22 protein-coding genes are annotated in these 24,128 nt (G+C 50.2%); 5 read left to right on the plus strand and 17 right to left on the minus strand.

What is annotated here, in order from left to right:
* Positions 1-379: 379 nt before the first annotated feature.
* The 3 genes from PP769_RS02390 to PP769_RS02400 all read right to left on the minus strand — a co-directional run bounded on the left by PP769_RS02390 (position 380) and on the right by PP769_RS02400 (position 3,615).
* Complete coding sequence (locus PP769_RS02390) at positions 380-2,521, minus strand: V-type H(+)-translocating pyrophosphatase (protein WP_312644727.1); 2,142 nt, start codon at positions 2,519-2,521, stop codon at positions 380-382.
* A gap of 275 nt (positions 2,522-2,796) precedes the next feature.
* Positions 2,797-2,937 carry a hypothetical protein gene (locus PP769_RS02395; protein ID WP_312644729.1) on the minus strand — a complete coding sequence of 47 codons (141 nt, stop codon included), beginning with the start codon at positions 2,935-2,937 and terminating at the stop codon, positions 2,797-2,799.
* 75 nt (positions 2,938-3,012) lie between these two features.
* Positions 3,013-3,615, minus strand: a complete 603-nt coding sequence (locus tag PP769_RS02400; protein WP_312644731.1) for a pseudouridine synthase — start codon at positions 3,613-3,615, stop codon at positions 3,013-3,015.
* A gap of 765 nt (positions 3,616-4,380) precedes the next feature.
* Here PP769_RS02400 and hflK point away from each other — a divergent pair.
* The 3 genes from hflK to PP769_RS02415 all read left to right on the plus strand — a co-directional run bounded on the left by hflK (position 4,381) and on the right by PP769_RS02415 (position 7,007).
* Entirely contained in the window at positions 4,381-5,421 is a 1,041-nt protein-coding gene (hflK, locus tag PP769_RS02405) for an FtsH protease activity modulator HflK (protein WP_312644733.1), read from the plus strand.
* Positions 5,418-6,275, plus strand: a complete 858-nt coding sequence (hflC, locus tag PP769_RS02410) for a protease modulator HflC (protein WP_312644736.1) — start codon at positions 5,418-5,420, stop codon at positions 6,273-6,275. Before hflK ends, hflC begins: the two co-directional genes overlap by 4 nt.
* Before the next feature lie 66 nt (positions 6,276-6,341).
* The gene (locus PP769_RS02415) at positions 6,342-7,007 is read left to right on the plus strand and encodes a pentapeptide repeat-containing protein (protein WP_312644738.1); all 666 of its coding nucleotides are present in this window, start codon (positions 6,342-6,344) and stop codon (positions 7,005-7,007) included.
* A 225-nt stretch (positions 7,008-7,232) separates the two neighbouring features.
* On the opposite strand, the gene PP769_RS02420 is transcribed toward PP769_RS02415, so the two are convergent.
* The 6 genes from PP769_RS02420 to PP769_RS02445 form a co-directional block, all read right to left on the minus strand.
* The gene (locus PP769_RS02420) at positions 7,233-9,368 is read right to left on the minus strand and encodes a PAS domain S-box protein (RefSeq protein WP_312644740.1); all 2,136 of its coding nucleotides are present in this window, start codon (positions 9,366-9,368) and stop codon (positions 7,233-7,235) included.
* Between the two features lie 65 nt (positions 9,369-9,433).
* Positions 9,434-9,604, minus strand: coding sequence for a hypothetical protein (locus PP769_RS02425; RefSeq protein WP_312644742.1), 171 nt, complete (start codon positions 9,602-9,604; stop codon positions 9,434-9,436).
* 227 nt (positions 9,605-9,831) lie between these two features.
* Positions 9,832-10,128, minus strand: coding sequence for a hypothetical protein (locus PP769_RS02430; protein ID WP_312644744.1), 297 nt, complete (start codon positions 10,126-10,128; stop codon positions 9,832-9,834).
* Between the two features lie 580 nt (positions 10,129-10,708).
* Complete coding sequence (locus PP769_RS02435; RefSeq protein ID WP_312644747.1) at positions 10,709-11,638, minus strand: CobW family GTP-binding protein; 930 nt, start codon at positions 11,636-11,638, stop codon at positions 10,709-10,711.
* A gap of 53 nt (positions 11,639-11,691) precedes the next feature.
* On the minus strand, positions 11,692-12,453 hold the full coding sequence (locus tag PP769_RS02440; RefSeq protein ID WP_312644749.1) for an SIMPL domain-containing protein: 762 nt from the start codon (positions 12,451-12,453) through the stop codon (positions 11,692-11,694).
* Between the two features lie 255 nt (positions 12,454-12,708).
* The gene (locus tag PP769_RS02445; protein WP_312644751.1) at positions 12,709-13,938 is read right to left on the minus strand and encodes a TraB/GumN family protein; all 1,230 of its coding nucleotides are present in this window, start codon (positions 13,936-13,938) and stop codon (positions 12,709-12,711) included.
* A 127-nt stretch (positions 13,939-14,065) separates the two neighbouring features.
* On the opposite strand from PP769_RS02445, the gene PP769_RS02450 reads away from it, so the two are divergent.
* Positions 14,066-14,269, plus strand: coding sequence for a hypothetical protein (locus tag PP769_RS02450; protein ID WP_312644753.1), 204 nt, complete (start codon positions 14,066-14,068; stop codon positions 14,267-14,269).
* A 35-nt stretch (positions 14,270-14,304) separates the two neighbouring features.
* Here PP769_RS02450 and PP769_RS02455 read toward each other — a convergent pair whose 3' ends face one another.
* The 3 genes from PP769_RS02455 to PP769_RS02465 form a co-directional block, all read right to left on the minus strand.
* Positions 14,305-14,616, minus strand: a complete 312-nt coding sequence (locus PP769_RS02455) for a hypothetical protein (protein ID WP_312644755.1) — start codon at positions 14,614-14,616, stop codon at positions 14,305-14,307.
* Between the two features lie 53 nt (positions 14,617-14,669).
* Positions 14,670-16,454: an aminopeptidase P family protein gene (locus tag PP769_RS02460; RefSeq protein WP_312644757.1), complete on the minus strand. Its 1,785-nt coding sequence runs from the start codon at positions 16,452-16,454 to the stop codon at positions 14,670-14,672.
* A gap of 174 nt (positions 16,455-16,628) precedes the next feature.
* Complete coding sequence (locus PP769_RS02465; protein ID WP_312644759.1) at positions 16,629-16,964, minus strand: STAS domain-containing protein; 336 nt, start codon at positions 16,962-16,964, stop codon at positions 16,629-16,631.
* 364 nt (positions 16,965-17,328) lie between these two features.
* Between PP769_RS02465 and recQ the strand changes: the two genes are divergently transcribed.
* A complete protein-coding gene (gene recQ / locus PP769_RS02470) occupies positions 17,329-19,764 on the plus strand; it encodes a DNA helicase RecQ (RefSeq protein WP_312644761.1) in 2,436 nt (811 codons plus the stop codon).
* 241 nt (positions 19,765-20,005) lie between these two features.
* Here the strand turns inward: recQ and PP769_RS02475 are convergent, their stop codons facing one another.
* The 5 genes from PP769_RS02475 to PP769_RS02495 all read right to left on the minus strand — a co-directional run bounded on the left by PP769_RS02475 (position 20,006) and on the right by PP769_RS02495 (position 23,988).
* Positions 20,006-20,782 (minus strand): hypothetical protein, encoded by a 777-nt coding sequence (locus tag PP769_RS02475; RefSeq protein ID WP_312644763.1) that lies wholly within the window; start codon positions 20,780-20,782, stop codon positions 20,006-20,008.
* 865 nt (positions 20,783-21,647) lie between these two features.
* Positions 21,648-22,136 (minus strand): FKBP-type peptidyl-prolyl cis-trans isomerase, encoded by a 489-nt coding sequence (locus PP769_RS02480; protein ID WP_312644765.1) that lies wholly within the window; start codon positions 22,134-22,136, stop codon positions 21,648-21,650.
* 43 nt (positions 22,137-22,179) lie between these two features.
* Positions 22,180-22,881, minus strand: a complete 702-nt coding sequence (locus tag PP769_RS02485) for a ribonuclease H-like domain-containing protein (protein ID WP_312644767.1) — start codon at positions 22,879-22,881, stop codon at positions 22,180-22,182.
* A gap of 111 nt (positions 22,882-22,992) precedes the next feature.
* Positions 22,993-23,298: a hypothetical protein gene (locus PP769_RS02490; RefSeq protein ID WP_312644769.1), complete on the minus strand. Its 306-nt coding sequence runs from the start codon at positions 23,296-23,298 to the stop codon at positions 22,993-22,995.
* 159 nt (positions 23,299-23,457) lie between these two features.
* On the minus strand, positions 23,458-23,988 hold the full coding sequence (locus PP769_RS02495; protein WP_312644771.1) for a hypothetical protein: 531 nt from the start codon (positions 23,986-23,988) through the stop codon (positions 23,458-23,460).
* Positions 23,989-24,128: the final 140 nt, after the last annotated feature.

Genomic DNA, 24,128 nt, shown 5'->3' on the forward strand with positions numbered 1-24,128 from the left:
CGAATGAGAACAACGGGAGTGCCTCATTGCAACTCTCAGTATCATCAAAACAGAGATCTCGCCCTTAAAATTTAATACATTAATCTTTGTTGTAATGAGGCCGAAAATTGAGGGGAAAAACCGATGGAATGACCATCTAGGTCAGCCACCGCAAGGGAAAGAAAAAGGGGATGAAGAGAGAGATAAAAACTGTACAAGGAATGGAATAATGACAAACACAACATCAAGATAAAAATGAAGACACCATACAAAGGCAAGATCAGCTTCGCGATATAACTTAAAATGGAAACACCATCATCTACAGCAACCAATATAACAAGGATGACAGCATACAGCCCAACACAACAAAGGGGAGATCCAGTCCTGTTGGGCGGGCCAATTACTTGATCAAGAGTCCCCCGTACTGGACGAAAAATGGCACAAACACCAATGACAGAATAGCTGAAAGTTTGATCAGGATATTCAAGGATGGCCCTGAGGTGTCTTTCAGGGGATCACCCACGGTATCACCAACGACTGCGGCCTTGTGGGTGTCCGTACCCTTCCCCCCAAGATTTCCAGCCTCAATATATTTCTTGGCATTATCCCAAGCCCCACCACTATTCGATGAGGAAATGGCGATGACCCCACCGGCAACAAGGGACCCGGCAAGCACCCCAGCCACCGCTTGAATGCCAAACAGAAATCCAGTGATCAGCGGCGTTCCCATGATCAGAATGCCTGGTGCAATCATTTCTTTCAGGGCAGCTTGAGTTGAAATGGCGACACATTGTTCATAATCCGCCTCGGCTTTTCCTTCCATGAGGCCGGGAATTGTGCGGAACTGCCGTCGGACTTCTTCAATCATCTTATAAGCCGCCGACCCCACCGACTTCATCGTCATGGCGGAAAAATAGGCGGGTAACACCGCACCGATAAACAACCCGGTAAACACTAGGGGATCCAGCAAATTAATACTGCCTAACAGATCAAAATCCTGGCCATGTTGTTCCTTCAGCAGTAAATCCGCCCTGGTAAGGAACGCCGCAAACAAGGCCAATGACGTCAGGATAGCTGCACCGATGGCAAAGCCCTTTCCGATGGCGGCAGTCGTATTTCCGGCAGCATCCAACACATCCGTCCGTTTACGAACATGTTCCGGCATACCGGCCATTTCAGCGATCCCCCCGGCGTTATCAGAAACCGGTCCATAGGCATCAATGGTGAGTGCAATCACAAGTGTCCCCAACATACCAAGGGAGGCAATGGCCACCCCATACATGCCGGCTAACATCCACGGGATATAGATGGCGAGACCAATGGCGAGATAAGGGCCCACGGCACTCTTATAGCCGAGTGCCAGTCCAAAAATGATATTCGTGGCTGCACCCGTTTCACATGATTTCGCTACTTCCCGTACAGGCCCATAGTCATGGGAAGTGTAGTACTCAGTCATCAATCCCACGGCAAGCCCCGCAATCAGGCCTGACAGGAAGCAAAAATACACACCCAGATCGGTATATGCCTGCCCACCAATCTCAAAAGTATCCGGAAGCATAGCCTTGGTGACAAACAACATCACCACGGCCATCAGCGCACTGGAGATAATCAGCATCTTTTTCAGCGCCGGGCCAACCTGGTCCTCGGAGGTAACCTTGACCATCATCAGCGTGAGAAGGCTCACCGGGATGCCAATGGCAGAAATAAGGATCGGATACAACAACGCATCAACCATTCCGGAAAAGGCGACCGCGCTAATCACCATCGCAGCACAGGTGCTTTCCGCACAAGAACCAAATAGATCGGCCCCCATTCCGGCTACATCGCCCACGTTATCGCCCACATTATCGGCAATCACCGCAGGGTTACGCGGGTCGTCTTCGGGAATCCCCGCTTCAACTTTTCCAACCAAATCAGCCCCGACATCGGCAGCTTTTGTGAAAATACCGCCACCCACACGCGCAAATAACGCGATAGACGATCCCCCGAGACCGAAGCCGGCAATGACTTCCATCAAAATATGCGTCGGGAGTTGAGCCGGCATGATACTTTTGAGCCCAAGATAGATAATTAACAGTCCTAAGGCCGCCAAGCTGACCAAGGCAAAGCCCATTACAGCGCCGGAATGCAGCGCGACATTAAATGCGGAGGAGAGGGATTGGTTGGCAGAAACCGTCGTCCGCACATTGCCTTGTGTCGCGATCTTCATCCCGATGAAACCCGAGGCAATCGAAATGATGGCGCCAAAGATAAACGCAATAGCCGTGTACAGCCCTTCATTCACGTAGTCGGTGTGATGATCATCAATTAACACCGCAATGATTGCGGCAAAAACCACCATGAAGATGGCCATAATTTTGTATTCCTGTTTCAGGAATGCCATGGCCCCGGTGGCAATAGCCGAATGGATTTTCGCCAGACGCTTCCGGGTTTCCGGATCTTCGACACCCATATCAATGGGGATCTTCAGGACCGATGAAGAGTAATAATACGCAACAGCTAATCCAAGAACAGACAGCGCCAGAATAATAGTTACCGACATGTTAGGAATATCTCCATTCTTATGTAAGTGACCAATAGTGAATTGTTCGCACCGGCTCAACAGGAACTATAGTAGGATGAGATGGTCGAATTCCGGATATGGGCTAAGACCATACGGCACAACCTAAGACCCGACCGTCTTTTTGCCCACAGAGAAATGCCTCATTCTCGAATTACCTTCTTTCTATCGTTCTAGCTTGGGGACAAAACAGCGCGCGAGGGGTTGCCCTGGACCGACCAGACACCATCACGACATCGGCCTGAATTAACAATGTGTCATGCCGCCGTTCCGCCGGTCATCAACTCATGTTCATTAGATAACAAGCGCTGAATTTTACCTGTCCGGGCAACAATGTTCAAGGTAAAAACCCTAATAACCATTTTTACGACACCAACACCCTGCCCAAGGTCAAGCATGAGGACTGTTTCCGGCTCTTCCCAATTATTTCATCCGAATAGCTTTTTCCTGTCTACAAATGCGACCAGACAGTCCTAAGACAACCCGCGCAATTCTCCTGTTCGAAGCTCCCTCCATTGTCCTGGCGCAAGAGAGCCCAACCGAATCGCCCCAATGGCGACACGAATAATCCTTAGGGTCGGATGTCCCACTTGAGCAGTCATATGTCGAATTTGCCGGTTCATGCCTTCCTGAATTTCCATCCGCAACCATGCCGTAGGAACGGATTTGCGAAAACGAATAGGGACCGGACGAGGATAGACGTCTGGCTCTTCATGAAGAAGCTGCACCTTAGACGGTCGAGTCCTTTTGCCCTTGACGATGACGCCTTCCCGAAGCTCCACAAGGGCTGGTTCATCCGGAATACGTTCCACTTGGACCAAATAAGTTTTGAAAACTTTTTGAAATGGCGAGGTCAGACGATGAGCCAGGTCTCCATCGGAAGTCAGCAACAGGAGGCCCTCACTATCCATATCCAATCGACCAGCCGGATACACCCGTGACTCAGATACATAGTCGGCTAAGGTCGGGCGCCCTTCAGAATCGGTAAATTTTGACAGGACCCCGTATGGTTTATGCAGCATCAGATGTCGATGAGATAATTGCGAGGATGTCCCGGCTTGAAATTTGGACTTCATTAGTCTGCGCGTCCGGTCAACCCACAAACGCCCTTCCTAACTTCTCCATGATGTTTCCACTGCCTGACTCAATTATTCCAGGGAAAACATCCGACGGGAGTGATACCACAAAAATTTACCTTAGCTAACGCCGTATCTACCACACACATTTCTCCCTGAGCTCCGTCAACTCTTATCCCTTGGTAACGGCCAGGAATAAGATGCTCATTGATAAAAACGACAGGACCTGAAAAAGCTCGGCTCACCCCCAAAACACTTACAAGCATCAAACAGACAACTTATAGATTTCTTTCTCATTAACATTCCTCCTAAAAAATAAAATCGACTTCATCGTTGCCCTATTACCAACCCCTCTGCGGCTATTGGATCAACATCAACCGCTTATGGGCAAGTGAGAAACGCCTCAAACCTGACTACCGTACGGAGGGCTCTCACCTGTCAACCCAGCCTTCTTTCATTCCAAATATCATAAGAAAAGATCAGACCATACAAATATGTTATTTTCTTCGTTTAGTCCTAACAGGAATAAGAGAATTTTTATTCCTGGATGCCAATCCAAGTCTCTGACGAGGCCCGCTTAACAAAAAGCCAATAGAACGAATCTCTATCCGATAAAGAGCTGCAGCACTGCACTCCCTGCCTGTTTGGAATAGGATTCATTGATCTTTTATTGCCCCATTCGAAAATTTCTGTTACCGTGGTTTACTGTAACTACAGTAATCACCTCGCACGTCCCGCTTGTAACTCAAACTATAGGACTAACGTATGGCATGGGAACCTAAAGATCCGTGGGGAGGAAGCGGTCAAGACCCCCTCGATGAAGCGCTTCGGAAAGCACAAGACCAACTCACTCGACTCGTGCCTGGCCGGGGTTTCAAATCAATCATTTACATCGTCATAGCAGTCCTGGCTCTCTGGCAATCGGTGTTTATTGTGGCCCCGGACGAGCAAGGTCTGGTTAAACGGTTTGGCGATATTGTTCGCGAGGTTGAATCCGGCCCACATTTCAAAATTCCATTTGTGGAAACAGTGGATACCCCAAAAGTTGAAAAACTCCATCGAGTAGAGGTGGGATTCCGCACCGACCGAGGACGCACCCAATTCATTCCAAAAGAAGCCCTCATGTTGACCGGTGACATGAATATTCTGTCTCTCGAGTTCATCGTTCAATATAAAATCAAAGAAGCTAAAAATTATCTATATAAGGTCGCCGATGTCGAGTCCACGATTCACAACGCCGCTGAAGCAGCCATGCGGGAAGTCATCGGCAAAAGTAAAATTGATGAAGCGCTAACGATCGGCAAAGCCCAGATTCAACAGGAAGCTCAAGACCTGCTTCAAGGCATCCTCGATCAGTACCTGGCTGGCGTACAAGTGGCCACAATCCAACTTCAGGATGTGAATCCTCCGGATGCCGTCGCCGCCGCTTTCAAGGATGTCGCCAGCGCTAAGGAAGACCGTGAAAAACTTATTAACCAGTCTCACGGCTACCGAAACGATCTAATCCCCAGAGCCAAAGGGGAAGCGGCCCAAGGCATCAACCAGGCCAAAGGGAGCGCACAATCACGGATTGCACGTGCGGAGGGAGAAGCCAATTACTTTCTCCAGACCTTAAAAGAATACAAACTGGCCAAGGATGTCATCAGTAAACGGGTCTACATTGAAACGATGGAAGAAGTCATGGCGAACACGGAAAAAATTATTCTGGACTCCAAGGCGGCCGGCAACGTCCTGCCCTTTCTTCCGTTAGACCGCCAATCCGGCTCACGCGGAGCAACAAACACGCAAGGGGGTGACTCCCGATGAAACAAAATCTCCTCATGGGTGTCATCTTAGTTTTTGGACTGCTTTTGGTCCTAGGTCTTTCGCCGTTTTTTGTGGTCGACTTAACCGAAACGGCTATTGTGGTCGCATTAGGAAAACCTGTCCAAACCATCACGGAACCAGGGTTGAAGTTTAAAATTCCCTTTTATCATCAAGTCACCTTTTTTGATAAGCGCTATTTAGATTATGACGCTCCCGTACGAGATGTCATTACCAGTGACAAGAAATCTATGGTGATCGACAATTTCGCCAAATGGCGCATAGTGGATCCCTTAAAAGTCTATCAGGCATTTCAGACACAACGAGGAGCCCTCCAGCGCCTTGACGATATCATTTACTCGGAATTGCGTGTTGAGTTGGGCAGGCATGAACTGACGGAAATCGTTTCCGCAAACCGTGCATTGATCATGAAGGTCGTGTCGGATCGTTCCAACGAAAAAGCCTCAGCCTACGGGCTGGAAGTTTTGGATGTACGGATTAAGCGGGCTGATTTGCCCGAGCAAAATGAAAAGGCTATTTTCCAACGGATGCAGGCCGAACGGGAACGGCAGGCCAAGCAATATCGGGCGGAAGGGGAGGAAGAAGCGCAAAAAATTCGATCCGAAGCCGAAAAAGACAAGCAAATTATTTTGGCGGAGGCCTATAAAACCGCCCAGGAAATACGTGGAGACGGGGAAGCCAAAGCTTATAAAATCTATGCGACGGCCTACCAACAAGGCCCGGAATTTTTTGAATTCATCCGAACGATGGAAGCTTATAAGAAAACTTTTGCAGACAATACGACGTTGGTTCTCTCCCCGGATTCGGAATTCCTCAAGTACCTCAAAAAACGGTAAAGAAGCCAACACCCACCACCTTCAGCCAGGCGAACCGGTTCGTCGTTCAATCCCGACACTTTCCTCATGGCCAATCCTGAACATGTTGAACGCCTCATCAAGGGGGGGGTCGGGGAATGGAACAAATTTCGACGGACAAATCAGACAATTCAACCCGATCTAAGCGGAGCCGATCTTTCCGGGTACGACTTTACCGGGCTTGATTTAAGCCAGGCCAACCTGGAAGGGGCAGACCTCTCAGACGCCTATCTCTTTCATGCCAATTTAACAGAAGCCAACCTCTCCGGCGTGAACCTCACCGAAGCCGATGTGCAGGAAGCCAATCTGATCAAGGCTAATCTCTCACATGCCACCATGACCAGGATTGATTTGTCCGGAACCGGGCTCATTGCCTGCAACCTGGAGGGCGCGAATCTTGAGGGGGCCACTCTGACACGTGCTTCGATTCCATGGGGAAATCTTACCCGTGCCATTCTAGCCAAAGCCAAGCTCCACTTAACCGATTTGCGTGAAGCTCAACTCATACAGGCTAATCTGGAAGGGGCTTCACTTCAGGATACCTCTCTGACCGGGACGAACTTACAGGGAGCCAATCTCCAAGGCGCCACTCATGTCTCCATTGATCTGCTCGCCAAAGCCAAATCTCTGTATCAAACCATCCTTGATCCGGACCTAAAGGGAACCCTTCTGCAATGCCATTCTCATCTTTTCGAAAAACCAGTTGATCTATAGAAAATGGTTCCAAGCAATTTTATTTTATTTCTTTGGGACGAATAATTTACGAAGTTTTATCCATGCCATTATTGTACGTATCGATGCAAGTCGGTAAGCATTCGAAATAGTCTTGTTCAGCAAGACGATTGGCACTTTAGCAGGCGAAAGATACAGATTCGGAGGTAAGATAAGAATGGACCAAGATCACGTATGAATGACCGTTCCCCTGAATCAAGGATCCCGCTATGGAAGAATTCCTTCTGGTTTCGAAATCTTTGGGGTCATCGGTAATTGGATGGTGAAGGTGGTGCCTTTCCGTGGTTCACTATGTACGCTGACCGTTCCTGAATGAGCATCAACCACATCCTTGACTATCTTCGTCCCCAATCCCGTTCCCCCGGCTTTACCGCTAATCGCTTCTTTAGTAAATAATCTGTCACGGATTTCAGGAGGCATTCCCCCACCCGTATCTGCGACCGTTAACACCACAGTTCTTCCCTCTAACCCTATTGACCCACCAATGGTGACTGATCCACCGGCAGGGGTTTCCGGAATTGCATTATTGACCAGATTGTAGAGGGCGTTGAACAAACGGTTCTCATCCGCCTGAATGGGCGGAAGGACGTCAAGACCTTGCGTGTGCAGGGAAACCTCCATCTCGGTGGCATAGAATCGAAGGATGCCATAGACGCCTTCGACCACTTCCGACACCTGGCATGAAGCAAATCGTAGCGGGCTGGATATACCTTTGACAGTATCGGCAATCTCCCGCATGCGACCTTGAATCCGACGGGCATTCTTCACGATCATGTCGACCGCCTCGTTGGAAAATTTTCTTGAGGCCGACAATTCCTTCGGAGTCACGTCAGGAAACTTCGCAAACAATTCCTGAAGATCGTCGTCTAACAATTTGGCGCCATTCAGCACCGGCATGAGCATATTCTTAATATCGTGGGCAATATCCCCAAGCATCACCGTCACCCCAGCGAGCTTGGTCTCTTCCAATAATTCTGCAGTCATTCGTACCCGCTCGCTGATATCCTTGAACGTCACCACGGCCCCAATCAAAATTCCATTTTCCCGGATCGGCGAAATGTAGTAGTCCACGGGGAAAGAGGTCCCATTTTTGCGCCAGAGCCCCTCTGTATCATCATGATAAACTCTTCCCTCTTTGAGCGCGGCATGAATAGGACAGGCCTCTCTAGGATAGGGTGACCCATCGGGTTTCGTATGATGAATCAGCTCGTGCATCGGCTCGCCAATTAATTCCTCGACCTTATATCCCAGCATAAGAGCCCCGGCCGGATTCACAAAAGTGGTTTTGCCTTCTCTATCCAGTTCATAGATCCCCTCTCCCGAGGCGGCGAGGATTCGTGCATAGTGCCTCGCGAGATTTTGATGTGTTTCCATCACTCTTTGACGTTCAATGGCCGTGGCGATGCGATCAGCCACTAAACCCAGACTGTGCCACGTAAAACTAGTCAGGAAATGCCGGGAAAACACCGCCATGACCCCCACCACTTCCTGATTGACCAGCAGCGGGTACCCCGCAAAGGACACCAGCCCTTCTTTCTTAGCCCATGCCCGTTCTGGAACCCCGGCATCCTCAATGATTGCATTGGTCAGATACGGCCTCTTCTCAAAGGCAATCTGACCGATTTGCGAATGGCCAAACGGCACGGTACCGGCCAAATGAGTAGAAAGCCCGGCACTAGCCTGCAGCTCCAATCCTTCCTCCAGAGAAGGCATCGTCCAGAAGCCGGCCCAAGCCCCATCCAGATGACTTATGAATGAATCCGCGCAACCCTGCAGGCGGACACTCAATGTTTGGTCACAGTTCAGAACCTGCCCCACCTCCGCCTCAAAGGCCAACAATCGGTTCCGTTCTTCCAGCACCCTCTCCGCCTGTTTCCGCTCAGAAATGTCGCGTATGATGCCGCAATAAAATGTCTCATCTTCGAGGTCTGATTTTGAAGGAGCCATCTCAATAGGGAATTCCTCCCCGTTCTTTCTCAAGCCATGCAGTTCGAGGGTTTTCACGATGCCGCCCCCTTCGACTGCTGATCCCACCCGTTCCATTCCATAGCGATGCGCTTCGTGATAGCGAGCCGGGATAATCCAAGTCAGTGGCCTCCCCACGATTTCCTCGCGGACATACCCAAACATTCTTTTGGCACCCTTATTCCAAGACAAGATGGAGCCGTGCTCATCCCACAAAATAATGGCATCCGTGGCGGTCTGTACAACAGATTGAAACCGTTCTTCACTGGCTGTCAACTTCTGAGTCAATTCCCTGGAAGAATTCCTGGAAGCCGTACCTTTTGATGTATGGGTGTGGGTTGTTATGAGTTCGTTTTCTGTCAATTGAGTATTTTTCATTGTCTTATGAAATCCATTACAAAATTCTATAAAATTAAACCATCAAAACTGTATTGAAATACCCGTTACGGCGCAGAAGTCCGCCATTTGCGATCAAGAAACCATATGATCCCGTCAGACAACCCCAAAATGACAGTCATGACCACCCACCAGGTTCCGACCACTAAAACCGGAATCAACACAAGACCAACCAAACCCATGACGATTCCTAACAGGGCCCACATGACCAGTTCCATGTTTCACCTCAATTTAATAAGCTCAGAAAAGTCTAAATAGGAGGGAGGGGGTTCTCCCGTTTGAGGCTCTCACCTCACCCTTCCCTTCCGATGGGGGAAACGGTGAGGCGAAAGAGCCAAACCCAACAACGGCAGGGATTCTACTTCACTGCTCCGGGCCAGTCGTGAGACACTTGCCTCAGGAAGTCTCCTTGGACACCAACAAGCAGGGGCACCCGGAGTGGTCCTCAGAAAGTCAGTGACGTCTGATTGATTGTCCGGGCAGTCTCAACTTGTTGGCAGCTTTCTTCCGCCAACATAAGTTGCCCGCTACTGGCATCTTGGGGAATTCTTCCCAAACAGGCTTTTAAAGTGTCCTGGACACTTCCCACCGCAATTTGCGTGAGACCTTGAGCCTGTGCCTCGGCAGAAGACGTCGGTTCTGTTCCTTGTGGCACGGCTAAGGTCAGTCCCGGCAGAATCCAAGGGATGAGTGCCATGGAGGCAACAAGAATGGTGCGTTTCATCAATAGAGTGTGTTTCATGATATTCTCTCCTTCTAAAAATAGTGTAAAAAAGTTTCCCCCACGTCACATGGGTCCATGTGACGCAGCAAACAAGACTAGCAACCTGCCTAGAAAGTAGGGAATTTTACTCTCTCGATGGCAGGTCCCTAGAAAGGAGGTGTTGGCCTCTCGATGAAAGACGCATAAATGGCCGCACCCCAAAAGAGAAACATAATGCCTAAGAGAGCTTCCAATGGATTCATAGTGTTCACCTCTTTCCTGGGACCGCATGGGTCAGGAATGAACTCTCCCGGAACCTGATCTGACGACCAGCGTTACAATCGAAGCCGTTGATCGGCACCGATTGGTGAGAAGAGTTTAGGCGTAGGCTTGCGGAGACAGAGGAATCAGACGCGCAGGAAGGAAAGTTGATGCGCGAGGGATAGGAGAGTCAACGTAGATTCATACGTCATACACTCACGCTACACCTTAAAACAGGAGGGTGTCAACACAACACCATGTGTGTTTTAGGCGTAGTCGACCATAAAAGTCGATGATTTCCACAAGTCCTGCATGAATGAGAACCCAATCCGTGGAGAGATGGGGAAGGCCGAAGTCTCTATTTTCGGCGGATGGCGACCAGGCGGCCAAGCATTTCTTTGGGAAATTGTGAGGGAGGCGAGCTCAGATCAATGCGGGAACCAACGCCTTGAACCAGCTTCGGACCTTCTGAGGTGTTCACGATGCCTTTGATGCGAAGGGCTTGCAGCGGTTGAAGTTGTTGAATGAGCTGTTCAGGCGTGAGGTCATCAGAAAAAGACAGTTCCTCTGCCTCAAATTCCTCATGCGTGTGAGGAAGGAGTTCAGGCTTTCGTTGAGAGTTGGGTGAAACCTTTTTTTCGGGGAGGGAAGGGAAAACAATCGTCGTGTCGATTTTACCCTGAATGCTTCGGATCACTGGAGCACCAGGGGCCATCTCCTGAAGAAGGGTTTCCAATCGACCGACTGAGTCTGATGGGACCAAATCGACTTTATTGATGACCAACAGATCTGCCGAAGATACCTGTTGCTCAAACGTGCCCTCCAAGTCCCGCTTTTGAGCCACTTGTTCCGCATTGACGACAACCACCGCTAAACTCTCACCCACCCACTCCGTGACGGGCTCACGCCAAAAGGTCAGGAGCGTTTCGAAGGGTAATGCTACGCCGGATGTTTCCACCACCACTCGATCCGGGCAAATAGTTTCCCACAGATTCTGCAACGTGTTGAGTAATTCACCGGAAAGCTGGCAGCACACACACCCTCCTTCCAGTTCCACATAGCCTGGACCGCCTTCTTCTTGAAGCAGAGCCCGATCAATGCCTAATTCACCAAATTCATTGGAGATCACAGCCAATTTCAGCCCCTGTTGTTGAGCATCCGCAATCAAATGCTTGACAAGCGTCGTCTTACCAGCCCCAAGGAAGCCGGACACCACCAATGCCGGAACACCAAGATCTGGCCCAGCTTTTCCAGTTCGTGCTACAGCTTCTGGTTTTTCATTGTTCATGGAGGGAACGCTCCTGAGCACTAAGGACCGGAGTCGGGTAAAGACAGAATTGATTATTTCTGACTGATTTCATACACCAGGAGGACGGAACCACGTATCGAGATTTCACCTGCCGACACCGATGCATCTCCACCGCTATCCATCGCCATCGCCATGCGGTATCGACCCTCAGGAGGGGATGGAGAAACGCCACCTTCCGAAACATTGATCATACGAACCAATTTGAGGTTCAAGGCCTGGGCCAACGCTTCAGCTTTGGATTGGGCTTGGGCAGAAGCCTGTTTCAAGACTTTAAGCTTGGTGGGATGCTCATTTTGCAAGCCCCATGTAATGCCTGAAAATCTGTTGGCTCCAACCTGTAAGACCCGGTCAACGACCTTTCCCACCACTTCAAGATTACGCACCTCCACATTGATGTGGTGGACGACACGATAGCCAATGATACGGGGAACACTGTTCTCTAACGTTCCATCGGTTGGACGTCGCGGGGGTGGTGGATATTCAGGAATGACGTTCAAGGACGTCGTTTGAATGAACTCAGACGGAATATTAAACCGTCGGCACTCCTCCAGCACCTTCGCTACCCGCTCCTGATTCTCCTTTTGAACATCGGACAACTTATCGCCGACTGTTTCGACCGCAAAACTCAACACCGCTTTATCAGGAGACACATTGATCGTTCCCTCTGCGGAAACGGTTAATCGTGGAAGATCCTCACCATTCGTTCCCGCCCACCCGGATACAGGGAGCAACAGCAAAAAAAATCCCAGCACCACACCATTCACTATTTTTGAGGCATTCATGGTCGTATACATTGACAAACCCCCTGAATGTTTTTGAGAATGGCTTCTAATTATGACCAACACCGATTCTATTCCTCCTTTGACCCCTTCTGCCTCGGATCTGCCGGACCGTCTCTGCACCTGGTGTCAAACTTCTATGCTGAAACGTCTCGTTGGCGATGGTCGATTTATTCACTATACGTGCCCGAAATGTATTTTCCAGCATACGTCAAAAGTCCCTACGCCCCAACCCTAGCCTCACCGTCCGTTGCTTTGTTTGGCTTCTAATTAAAACAAATTGGAAACAATGCGGGTGCCCCCTACCCACGTGCCGATGAGGCTCCCAATCGTGGGGAGGAGAAAGGCTAAAAATACACGAAGGAGTCGACTTTTCCACCACCTTCGTGGAATGGCAATATCCTCCGCCACCGTTTGAAACTCCCGCACCAGAGGCGGTTGCAAATAGGCCTGGACAAACGCCGTGACATAGCCGACTCCAATAACGGGGGTGAGACTGGTAAACGGTGCCGAGATAAAGGCAGCGGCGATGGTGAGCGGATGAGCCATGGCCAACAACCCGCCAATCCCGCTGGGAATGCCATTAGCCAAAATCCAAAACATTAAATTCTCTCCGGCAGCACTTAACCCCTTTTGCCATCCTATCCAAGCTATTGACCCCACAATCAGAACAGGGATACTCCAACCCACTGCTTTCCAAACCGGAGAGACGGGCTGAATGCTTTCCAGCTCCTCCAAGTCCACCTGCTCCCGGCCATGCAATGTGCGGCAAATGCCTTCCACATGCCCGGCGCCAACCACGGCGACAATCCTGGTCCCTGACGCATCGGCAATTTTTTTAGCCAAATAGTGATCCCGCTCGTCAATGAGCACCGTTTTGAGCGTCGGCACCTCTTTCCCTAAGTCCTTCATCATTTCTGAAAGCACATCCTGCTTTTTAAGGTTCCGAATCTCCTCTTCGGAGACTTCAGTGGTATCAAAGATACTCAGCATGAGCGAGGACATTAACAGACTTTTTCGCCAAAATGGGGTGTTGCGCCAGGCCCGACGCATCGTCACCCGCACGTCACGGTCAGCGAGGGTCACGGGAATATCATGCTTGTCGGCCATACGAATGGCCTCCAGCATTTCGGTACCTGGAATGACGCCCAATTTATCTCCCAACCGTTTTTGGAAGGAAGACAAAATAAGATTGACCATCAGCGTACTGAGCTGCTGCTTGCGGATGATTTCCTTGAGGTCCAACGATTCCCATCGGTTGGGATGCGAGATGGCTTCAAAACGCTTGGCATCCAATTCTACACAGACACGATCGGGATGCTCCTGTTCAATGACGAGTTTGACCAAATCCACAGATTCTTGTGACACATGGGCCGTGCCAATCAGGATCACGGTCTTCCCATTCACTGACAGACACGATACATCAGCCTCGTACTGTCCCACCAAGCCTGTTGATGCTTCCGACACAATTCCTGGTGGGGTATAATCTGAATTTTTCATGGGCACACCATGGCATATCCGGCAAGGAACTTGTCAAGCCTCATCGTTATCGATCACAATACTTTCATTAAAATTGAATTCAGCGCCTACCAAAAGACCCTTTCAGCACGACGACATGGAGGTTTAAGTGCCATCCGAATCTCAGCGACCCGTTCAACGTCCTCCCGTCTGGATGTGGATCAGTGCCGATGGAGGACGATGGCGGATTAATCATACACCGAACGGTGTGTGGTCCTGTCGGATTGGTCTTGGGGGAAAACGCGTGGGATCTTGGAAAACCGGACTTCCTCCTAGCTTGGATTCCTGGCCAAAAAGCAACAATCAGGAATAGGAAACTCCCCTTGCACTAAGATTCTCGGATGAAACTTACAAGTCAAATAGAAAGTTTACATTATCCCCGCCAAAGGCTTTGACCGTTCCCTCAATCACTTTTTCATTCTCTGAATACACCCACACCGCCACATCCGATAATCCGGTCAGTCGCTTCATCTGTTCCATGAGGACCAAAATGATTTTTCGACCTCGTTCACGATCGGCCGACAAACGATGAAACAGTCCCTGGGTTACATGGAGTTGGAGAAGATGACCCTTCACAATCACATTGGTAATCTCAGGATTTTGCCCCATTTGGGTTTTAATGGCATCCACTATCTCTTCATTCGATTTTTGGGTCTTCATATAATTGCTCCAGTTTGACTATGTCTCGAACAGCATGGAGGAAATTGGCGGATTTAGATGAGAGGTTGCGTCGCCTGCTCCAACCAGGCACGCGTATCCGTATCCACGACAGATTGGAGTTCCGCCCACACGCGAGCATGATAGGTATCCACCCACTGACGTTCGTTGAACGATAACACTTCGATGGCAATGAGGGCTCGCTCAAATGGCACAATCGTCAGGGTATTAAAGGCAAGAAACCTCCGCGATGAGTGTTTGAAGGACTCATCCTCCACCACCGTCACCAGATTTTCCAGGCGAATCCCATAGGCACCGGTTTTGTAATAACCCGGTTCATTTGACACAATCATCCCCGGCTTCAGAGCGACCGCATTGGCAGCTTTCCCGATCCGTTGTGGACCTTCATGGACCCCTAAAAAACTCCCGACACCGTGGCCTGTCCCATGATCGTAATCCAACCCCATTGCCCATAGGGGCGCACGTGCCAGCGCATCCAATTGGCTGCCTGTGGTCCCTTCAGGAAATCTGGCCGTGGCCAGAGCAATATGGCCTTGTAACACGCGTGTATAACGATCACGATGTTCGTCCGAAGGACGTCCAATCGCAATGGTCCGGGTGATATCAGTCGTTCCGTCCAAATATTGCCCGCCGGAATCAACCAGATACAATGTCCCTGGCTCCAGGCGCCTATTCGTCTCCGGGGTCGAATGATAATGCACAATGGCGCCATTTGGCCCTGCACCCGAAATTGTCGGGAAGCTGCAATCCTCCCACAACGCCTGTTTTCGACGACAGGCATCGAGATATTCCACGGCCTCTAATTCAGTCACCATCCCCTTGGGTCCTTCCCGGGCCAGCCACGCCAGAAATTGACACATGGCCAGTCCGTCCCGTTGATGCGCCGCATAGGCTCCTGCAATTTCCACCGGATTTTTACAGGCCTTTGGCAGCACACAGGGATCATTTTTATGTACAATATCAGCCCCACTCCGGCTTAATGTGGTGAAAATCCAGGAATTGGTCTTGGCTGGATCACACAGCACCCGATTCCCATGGGCTCCCAACTGTTGTAAGCCAGCTTCAAATTCCTCCGGTAGTGCAAAGGAAATGTCCGGACCCAAATGCGCCTGCAAGCCCGGGGTGATTTTTTTTGGATCCACAAACAGGGCGACCCGCCCGGTGGCATATAGAATAGCCCGGCACAAAGGTAATGGAGTATGGGCTACATCCGATCCGCGAATGTTCAACAACCAGGCAATTGAATCGGGTGCCGTAATGATGGCCGCATCGATCCGGTCTTCTAAACACCTCCGGCTTAAGATCTCACGCTTAACCTGGGAACTTTGACCGGAAAAATCCAGGAGATGAGGCTTGATCACACCTGAGGGTGGTTGAGGCCGATCATGCCAGACCACATCGATAGGATTCGATACACAGGGGATGAGTTGTGCACCGACTCGTTCGATTGCCGTCTGAAACCGTTCGAGATCCTGCGGAGTATGCAGGGAAGGGTCATAGCCGATTCGATCGGTTGGTGCTGCACGAAGTGCTAACCATTCCACCGGTGAAGTTTCCCCACTATTGTGAAGCGTAAAGCTTTTCTCATCAACCTGGTCAGCCACTTGAAGCGTATACCGGCCATCCACAAACATTGCTGCTTCATTTTGTAAGACAATCGCCGTCCCCGCCGAACCGGTAAACCCGGTCAACCAGGCAAGCCGCTCTGCGCAGGCAGGCAGATATTCATTCTGATATTCATCCGTATGCGGCACCACAAAGCCCGTCAATTGTTGACGGACCAGTTCTGCTCGCAACGCCATAAGCTGCTCACATGCCATCACAACTTTCCTATTACCATAAGCATTCGGGTTTAACTCCTTTCCTTTAGGGAGACCATGCGAGGATAACACATTCGCTACTGTCTGCCGATTGTTTAAACACACATACCCGGCGTAGGAAAAATCGCATTACCACATTTTAAACGATGAAAACAGGGAAGCGCACTCGGGAAACTATTGGATGGCTTGCAAGGCAGTCTCTTCAGTGGGATATGTCGGAATCAGTTCGGGAAAATTTGCGTCTTCGAGTAAGGTTTTCACCGGCTGCTGGGGTTCTACGACACTCATCGCCATATGATTGTCATTCAAGTCAAGGTAGGCGAGCACCAGTCCCCCCAACCCAATGGTGTCCATGAACGTGACGCCCTCCATATTAAAAGTGATATGCCTGGCGCCGGAGAACCTGGCGGATTTCACCATCCCCTGGAACACTTTCCGGGAGTATGCGGTCACCCGTCCTGAAATCATCAAGACCAGCGTTGTATCTTGCATTCGTTCGGCTACTTGCATCTCGACACCAGGGGTTATTTTGTTATTTTCGGCAATTTCCTCCGATTCTTGCTGAATACCCCCGATTTCCTCATGATGTCGAGGGTCTTGTGCTTACACAGGTAGACAGTCCCATTATGGAAGGAGCATTATGACAGATCTTGGGCCGCCCACTGGCAAACAACATACTGAATTTACGAAGATACTGAGAGAAAATAAAGAATATCGCGCCTGAACGGCAGAAAACCGTCGGAGTGGGCTAGGAGAAGGTAACCGAGGCTCAGAGGGAAATGTTCCCCCCCAAGATGAGCCTCGGGCCAGATCAGAATCTCCCTATCAATACTCTCCATCATCATCATCTCCTACAATTACGACAACTTCAATTGTGAAGAACAACCTACCCCCTCAACATATTAACTCCCGGCACCTGCACCCCTCAACACAACCTCACCTCCTCTCACTGTTAAAAGAACATTTTGGTTTCACGGCCTTTCGGCCTTTACAGGAAGAGATCATTCGGGATGTACTCGCTGAGCGCGACGTGGTGGCCCTGTTACCCACGGGAGGAGGGAAGTCCCTGTGCTTTCAGTTACCGGCGCTGGCCCGCTCGGGCCTGACGATCGTGGTCTCGCCGCTCATTGCGCTGATGAAAGATCAAGTGGATGGGCTCCGTGCCAATGGCATTGCTGCAACATATCTCAACTCATCTCTGACCGCGCAGGAATCCCAGATTCGCTTGCGGGGGCTGCACCAGGGTGACTACCGCCTCCTCTACATGGCACCGGAACGCCTCATGGTTCCCGGATACCTCAGCCTGGTCAGGAATTTTCAGGTCAATCTGCTGGCTATTGATGAAGCCCACTGTATTAGTGAATGGGGCCATGATTTCCGGCCGGAATACCGGCGACTTGTGGAACTCCGGGATCAGGTCCCCAGTCTCCCGATCATCGCACTCACCGCTACCGCCACGGAGCGGGTGCAAAAAGACATTGTCACACTTCTACGATTGCGGGACCCGGCCTGCTACGTGGCCAGTTTCAACCGGCCCAACCTGACCTACCAGGTGCAGCCAAAGGACAATCCGTTTGGACAAGTCCTCGCATTTCTCCGGAAACGCCCAAAGGACTCAGGAATTCTCTACTGCCAGAGCCGGAAGACCACAGAAAGTGTGGCGGATCGTTTACAGCAATATGGCCTGAAGGCACTGCCCTATCATGCCGGACTGAGTGCCGAGGAGCGGACCCGGAATCAGGAATTGTTCCTTCGAGATGAAATCCAGGTGATTTGCGCCACCATTGCCTTCGGCATGGGAATCAACAAGCCTAACGTGCGATTTGTCATTCACTACGATTTACCCAAAAACCTCGAAAGCTATTATCAAGAGACCGGGCGTGCCGGACGAGATGGCCTGCCAAGCGAGTGTGTCCTGCTCTTCAGCGCCGGGGATACGGTCAAGCAGCAACGCTTCATCAATGAGAAAACTAACTTCCAGGAGCAGCAGATCGCCGACAGGCAATTACAGGAAATGGTGCACTATGCGGAATGTTCTACCTGCCGGCGCCGCACATTGCTCCAATATTTTGGAGAACAGGTTGAATCCGAAAACTGTGAGGCATGTGATAACTGCCTGACGCCCAGGGATATCTTCGACGGCACGGATGCCGCGCAGACCGTTCTCTCTTGCGTTGAAGAAATACGTGGAACAAGTGGATTTAGCGTCGGGCTCAATCACGTCATCGCCGTACTCACCGGAGCCAACACCGAAAAAATCCGACGATGGCGTCATGACCTATTAACCAGCTACGGGAAAGGAGAAGCCCACCGGAGGCCAGAATGGGCCGCCATCAGCCGGGAACTCATCCGGCTGGGATATCTCCGACAATCGGCAGACCCATTCACCGTGGTGGAGGTCACCGACCAGGGTCAGGTTTTTCTTCAAGACCCCAAAACGCTCATGCTCACAAAGCCCATGAGCACACCGGAACGCAAGGCGCTCTCTGGCGAGGACCCTGGTCACGATGAGATGCTCTTCACTCGCCTCCGTCAACTTCGCAAAACATTAGCTGATGAGGCTGATGTCCCTGCCTACGTCATATTTTCCGATGTGGCACTACGGCAGATGGCACGTGACTATCCGGCTAATGAACAGGAATTCCTCCAGATTAGCGGAGTCGGAAATCGGAAATTACAGGAATTTGGGCCTAAGTTCCTGGCAGTCATCGCAAGACACCTGGAAAACTACGCTCCCCTGACAATTCCAAAGGAACCCAATCCCGCTTCAGCACTCTCTTTAAGGAATCAAAACCCGGCAAACAATAAAAAAAATATTGAGTGCCGGCAGGATTTGGAGACTTATGAAGAACCGGACAGTTCAAAAAATTCCACAATTTCACCCGCCCTTTCCCACGGGCAAGGCCGCAGGGGAATGGGCACCAGGAGCGCAAAAGAATTACGGGAGGACGACAGGGCCCCGAAAACGCCGGCGGCGAACTTTTTCAACAGGCCGGCCAGAAGAAGGCCGCTTGGAGATACCGTCCATGATACGTTGCGCTATTTTAGGTCTGGGCATTCGATCGAACAGATCGCCAGTGAGCGCGGCTTGGTCGTCAGCACCATCTATGGACACATGGAACAAGCCATCCAAGCCGGTGAACCGGTAGACCTTACCCGACTGTGGACATCGGAGCAGGAATTAGAAATGGCAGAAGCCTTCGGGAAAACGGGGTTTGGCAATCTCACCGGAGCCAAAGAGCTACTCGGTAATCTCTACGATTACGGCCAACTTCGGCTCTTCCGCGCCGTTTATGGGAAAAATGGGTAGTGAGTGAATCAGATCCCATTTCAGGTATTTAATATTCCAGGTGGGTGCCTATTTCAAGCGTATTGGGGAGGAGTGAAAACGATGTGTACGTTGGCTGCAAGTCGAAATATCAGAGGAGTGTCCCCGGCAGGCGCAGCCGGTTTATGTTGCCCCCGAGTTTCATTCTGGTACATGAAAAAGGTCAGACCCGGACGAGCCCTTTTATCCGCAGGATAAAAGGGCTCGCTAATGGGCAATCACACTAAGGAGCGAGGTTGATTTCGACGTTGAAGAAGTAGTCGTTGGCGCCGTTTCCTGGCCTCATAATATCTACGGCATCACTCGGATCGGCTTCCCCTCCTAAGGGAATTTTAATAGCATCATTCGGTTGATCAAGAAAACTATCAAATAGTATTTGCTCGGGTATTGTTCCTAACCGCACGATTTCCAGTTCACCCGGAATTTCCCAGTTGAAGAGCGAACCTGAAGCAGATTGGACGATGACGGAAGTGGGCGTGGCGGAAAAAACGTGGGTAACAACCACTGGAGCGAGGTTGAGATTGCCAAGATCTGCGCAATTGGCGTCGGGGGGAGATGAGCAAGGGTCAAACGTCTTTGGGTATTGGCCGAATTCAATAGTGTCGCCCGCATTAATAACACCGTCCATGTTGGCATCAACAAGCTCCGAGATTTCAACGTCGACTTGCGGGTCATACGTTCCATCCCGATCTGTATCGATGTATGCCCGGGAAAAAACATGCCTCGCGATGACCTCGTTGCATTCTGCATCCAGAGTGATCGTTCCAGCACCATTTGAACTTGCTGGGAATATGTCCCCGTGGTTAGCCAGGTGATTCTGGACTGCGTTACCACTGACGGAAATTTTCTTAAAAACCCCTTCATCCGGGTCAAAATGGCAAATCTCCACTTTTGGCATCTTGGCAGCTTCAACTTGCCCTGTTCCTAGCATACACACACCCGCAAAAGCTGCACTGAACCATACCGATGTCCTTTTACTTCTTCGATCGACCAAATTCATAACATCCTCCAAATATGTGGTTATGAATCATACATCGGTTGGTTATTCAAAAAAGGAAAGTCCCACGGAGCAAAATAATTTCATCCATGGCCGAAAACAGTTAATACCAGATGACCCACCCTCCCATTAAAAAGTCGCGCACGTTCTGGCTTAGGATGAGTCAACCAATGGTCAGGAGCAAAGCCCCTGAACGGCACCATCACAAAAACACCAGGTTTTTAAAAGAGATTCCGTAGGCGGCATCGCCAATCAGCGGGGAGAGTGGCCAATACTATCAATGAGGACCTGGAACGAGCCATCCAAGCCGGTGAGCCGGTAGACACCACCCATTTCCATGACACCAGAGCAGGAATCAGAAATGACAGGGGATTTTGAGAAAGCAGGTTTGGAAATTTCCCCGGCGCCAAAGAGCTACTCGGCAACTCCTACGATTAGGGCCCGCTCCGCCTCTTCCACGCCGTTCATGGGAAAACCTGAAATATTGTAATGCAAACAAGAAATGACTTTTAATTCATATAGTTTTTAATTCAAGCGTCATCCTGAGCCAGCGGCGAAGGATCTGAGCCCAAATTAAAGACGCTCTGGGATGTAATATCCTTCCAGGAACTTGTCCTGATTTTGCTTAAGGCCCGCTGTGCCCTTCTTAGGGAATATGAGGCTAACGCCTTGTGGAGCAGCGGTGCGGCATAGCCGCGTCCGTCTGCATTGCTTTGCTGAAATTTCCCATCATTGATATACAATCCTGCGGAATTTTCAAAAAGGCTCGTCCAGCAAGGCCGCAGGTAATTGGGCGGGCGAAGTGTACGCTAAGTACGTGAGCACGAAAGCGTCGAGAACGCCGCTGGCGACTTTTTTCAACATCCTGCTAGTGGTCATGTCCGTGCTCATGAGTATGCCCATGCTCGAGTTCTTGCTTTGTCGCTTCTCGCACACTCAGAACTTTAATATCAAAGTTGAGCGCGATACCGGCCAGTGGATGATTGGTATCAATGGTGACTTTATCCCCATCTACTTTCACCACCATAATTTGCTGCGTCGTGCCGTCCGGTGCCTGGGCCTCAAATACCATTCCCGGTTCAACCGATTCTACCCCCTCAAACGCAGCCCTTTCGATGCTCTTGATCCCGTCAGGAATGACTTCTCCATAGGCATCGGCAGGCTCAATCCTTACCTTCAGAGCATCACCCTCTCCTTTACCGGCCAGCGCTTTCTCCAGCCCGGGGATGATATTCCCCGCACCATGCAGGTACACCATTGGCTTTGACCCATCTGAACTATCCAACACCTTACCGGCATCGTCAGTGAGCTTATAATTGACGCTGACTACCGAATTCTTCCCAATCAATACAGGCATAATCTCTCATTCCTTTCCTATTTTTCTATGACCATTCACACACTCACCACCACACCATAAATTTTGATCGCGGCCATGGCTTATCCATCCATGACGTGTCAGGCAGAGGTAACTTGGAGGCTTCTTGAACGGTCAGCCATCCACCAGGCAATTCAAAATGGGATGTTGTGCCACGTCCGGTTATCCAACTAATCTTTTTCGCTTGTTCACTGGCTTCGGCCACATCCAACGTTAACCGACAATCCTGAGCGACATAATCCAAGACCGTCTGGAAGTCGCCACCTTTCCACAGCTTCGGGGCAACGGAACCATCCACATTCGCGGGCTTACTCACACCAATGGCCTTCGCCGCAGCGTTGAGCCTGACAGGAAACCCTTTTCCGCAAAAAAAGTGATACATCATGTCCACGTGGCTCATCGCCAATTCACGGCAAACATCAAGCTGGCCGGATTCTTCCGCTACAATCACGAAATCGAATCCCAACCCATTGTGGGTAATGATGGTATAGCCCTCCTGCAGTTTAGTTTTGAGATGCTCGACAAAGGCGGCAACATCTACCTTGGTCATTTGCGGCGCAGGAGATCCATCTGAATTTTTCGAGTAAAACGTCACCGCCGAGGATTCATCGCTACACCAACTCGCCATACAAGTAATGCCGAGCGGCCGGTGATCATGCAAGTCAACGAAATCTTCGGGCAAAATTTTTGCCGTTTCGATATCAAAGGCCAGATATTTACGGGACATTGGTCAACCCTCCCCACGATTGAGCCGGATGGCCTGATTAAGGATCAAATCCCGCGCCATCCCACGGTTTTTTGGGGTTTTCAGGAACAATGCGGTGTGAGTGATGTTTGATCAACACGCCGGTTCAGAAACGGCTTTTTGAATGATACCTTCGGCATCGAGTTCAAACGTTTTATGACACTCATACGATGTGCCATACACTTCACCACCCAATGGATGGCGAGTTATCCGTTGAATAAATTCCAAACGTTGTCCGCCGTTAGGCAGGGCCGTTTGCTTAGTCGGCGGTCCCATCACCCGAATAAGCTCTTCACGATGCACGCCATTCCATCCACTCAGTTGTTCCTGAGGGAAAGAACCGCATCCCATTGGGAAAAACCCTAAAATTGCTAAAAAAACAAACGACAATCTTCTCATTCCTACTTTCCAATCATCTAGTTCGACAGGATTGTGCTGTCTCCCCAATTCCCTAATATCGAGAAAAACTCATTAGCGGCTTTTGATGGATTCGTCTTTTGGATCGGAATTGCCCATCTGCAATCCACCTTTAGGACCTGATGTTTCTCATATTCAAAATTAACAGGTTAGATGGCGGCAAAACCACCATACCCGAGGATAAGGAGATATTTCCACTAAACGCGTTTCCGAATCCTTGGGTGTCGGGAGTTGCGATTGGATAGGAAGACCGGCTAAATCGGGATAAAGTGAACGAACTTCGGCTTTTGCGTCCTCTAAATCAGTTTCCACGGAAACATCAACCAACCGAAGATACGTCGGGGGATGTATTTTCACTTTCCATCTTCCCAGATAATTCAGTCCACCCCGACTCACCTGGAACGTCGAATTCAATTGGGCCATCGATCGGAAAGCCCCTTCATTGATCTGGAGCCGCACCAACTCATATTCACCCGGCGGAAGTGCGAGAAAAAATGGCGAGTCCGCAGACTCGATATCCACTCGGAACCGTTCCTTTGTAGAGTGATTCATGAGCTCAAAAAATCGAACCTGCGGAGTATACCACCGGGTCGTAGGTCCGGTGAGATTTGCTTGAACCTTCCCAAACACGATGGTTTGATCGGCTGAAAGGCTGGCAGGCAACGACGCCATTTTCGTGGCACATCCTAGTAAAGAAAAGACTATTCCGAGGACTAACATCAGGGTTCTGATTTCTTTCATAACCAAATAGTCTTTCGTGCTTTTCATTAATCGGTCTGAACAGAAAGTTTTGGCCTCCAAACAGAACTACT

The organism is Candidatus Nitrospira allomarina (assembly GCF_032050975.1).
In the GTDB taxonomy this organism is placed as follows: Bacteria; Nitrospirota; Nitrospiria; order Nitrospirales; family UBA8639; genus Nitrospira_E; species Nitrospira_E allomarina.

Bases quoted from the DNA above. Each gene is read 5' to 3' on its own strand.
- PP769_RS02390 (WP_312644727.1), bottom strand. From the start codon at position 2,521: ATGTCGGTAACTATTATTCTGGCGCTGTCTGTTCTTGGATTAGCTGTT.
- PP769_RS02395 (WP_312644729.1), bottom strand. From the start codon at position 2,937: ATGCTTGACCTTGGGCAGGGTGTTGGTGTCGTAAAAATGGTTATTAGG.
- PP769_RS02400 (WP_312644731.1), bottom strand. From the start codon at position 3,615: ATGAAGTCCAAATTTCAAGCCGGGACATCCTCGCAATTATCTCATCGA.
- hflK (WP_312644733.1), top strand. From the start codon at position 4,381: ATGGCATGGGAACCTAAAGATCCGTGGGGAGGAAGCGGTCAAGACCCC.
- hflC (WP_312644736.1), top strand. From the start codon at position 5,418: ATGAAACAAAATCTCCTCATGGGTGTCATCTTAGTTTTTGGACTGCTT.
- PP769_RS02415 (WP_312644738.1), top strand. From the start codon at position 6,342: ATGGCCAATCCTGAACATGTTGAACGCCTCATCAAGGGGGGGGTCGGG.
- PP769_RS02420 (WP_312644740.1), bottom strand. From the start codon at position 9,368: ATGAAAAATACTCAATTGACAGAAAACGAACTCATAACAACCCACACC.
- PP769_RS02425 (WP_312644742.1), bottom strand. From the start codon at position 9,604: ATGGAACTGGTCATGTGGGCCCTGTTAGGAATCGTCATGGGTTTGGTT.
- PP769_RS02430 (WP_312644744.1), bottom strand. From the start codon at position 10,128: ATGAAACACACTCTATTGATGAAACGCACCATTCTTGTTGCCTCCATG.
- PP769_RS02435 (WP_312644747.1), bottom strand. From the start codon at position 11,638: ATGAACAATGAAAAACCAGAAGCTGTAGCACGAACTGGAAAAGCTGGG.
- PP769_RS02440 (WP_312644749.1), bottom strand. From the start codon at position 12,453: ATGTATACGACCATGAATGCCTCAAAAATAGTGAATGGTGTGGTGCTG.
- PP769_RS02445 (WP_312644751.1), bottom strand. From the start codon at position 13,938: ATGAAAAATTCAGATTATACCCCACCAGGAATTGTGTCGGAAGCATCA.
- PP769_RS02455 (WP_312644755.1), bottom strand. From the start codon at position 14,616: ATGAAGACCCAAAAATCGAATGAAGAGATAGTGGATGCCATTAAAACC.
- PP769_RS02460 (WP_312644757.1), bottom strand. From the start codon at position 16,454: ATGGCATGTGAGCAGCTTATGGCGTTGCGAGCAGAACTGGTCCGTCAA.
- PP769_RS02465 (WP_312644759.1), bottom strand. From the start codon at position 16,964: ATGCAAGTAGCCGAACGAATGCAAGATACAACGCTGGTCTTGATGATT.
- PP769_RS02475 (WP_312644763.1), bottom strand. From the start codon at position 20,782: ATGAATTTGGTCGATCGAAGAAGTAAAAGGACATCGGTATGGTTCAGT.
- PP769_RS02480 (WP_312644765.1), bottom strand. From the start codon at position 22,136: ATGCCTGTATTGATTGGGAAGAATTCGGTAGTCAGCGTCAATTATAAG.
- PP769_RS02485 (WP_312644767.1), bottom strand. From the start codon at position 22,881: ATGTCCCGTAAATATCTGGCCTTTGATATCGAAACGGCAAAAATTTTG.
- PP769_RS02490 (WP_312644769.1), bottom strand. From the start codon at position 23,298: ATGAGAAGATTGTCGTTTGTTTTTTTAGCAATTTTAGGGTTTTTCCCA.
- PP769_RS02495 (WP_312644771.1), bottom strand. From the start codon at position 23,988: ATGGCGTCGTTGCCTGCCAGCCTTTCAGCCGATCAAACCATCGTGTTT.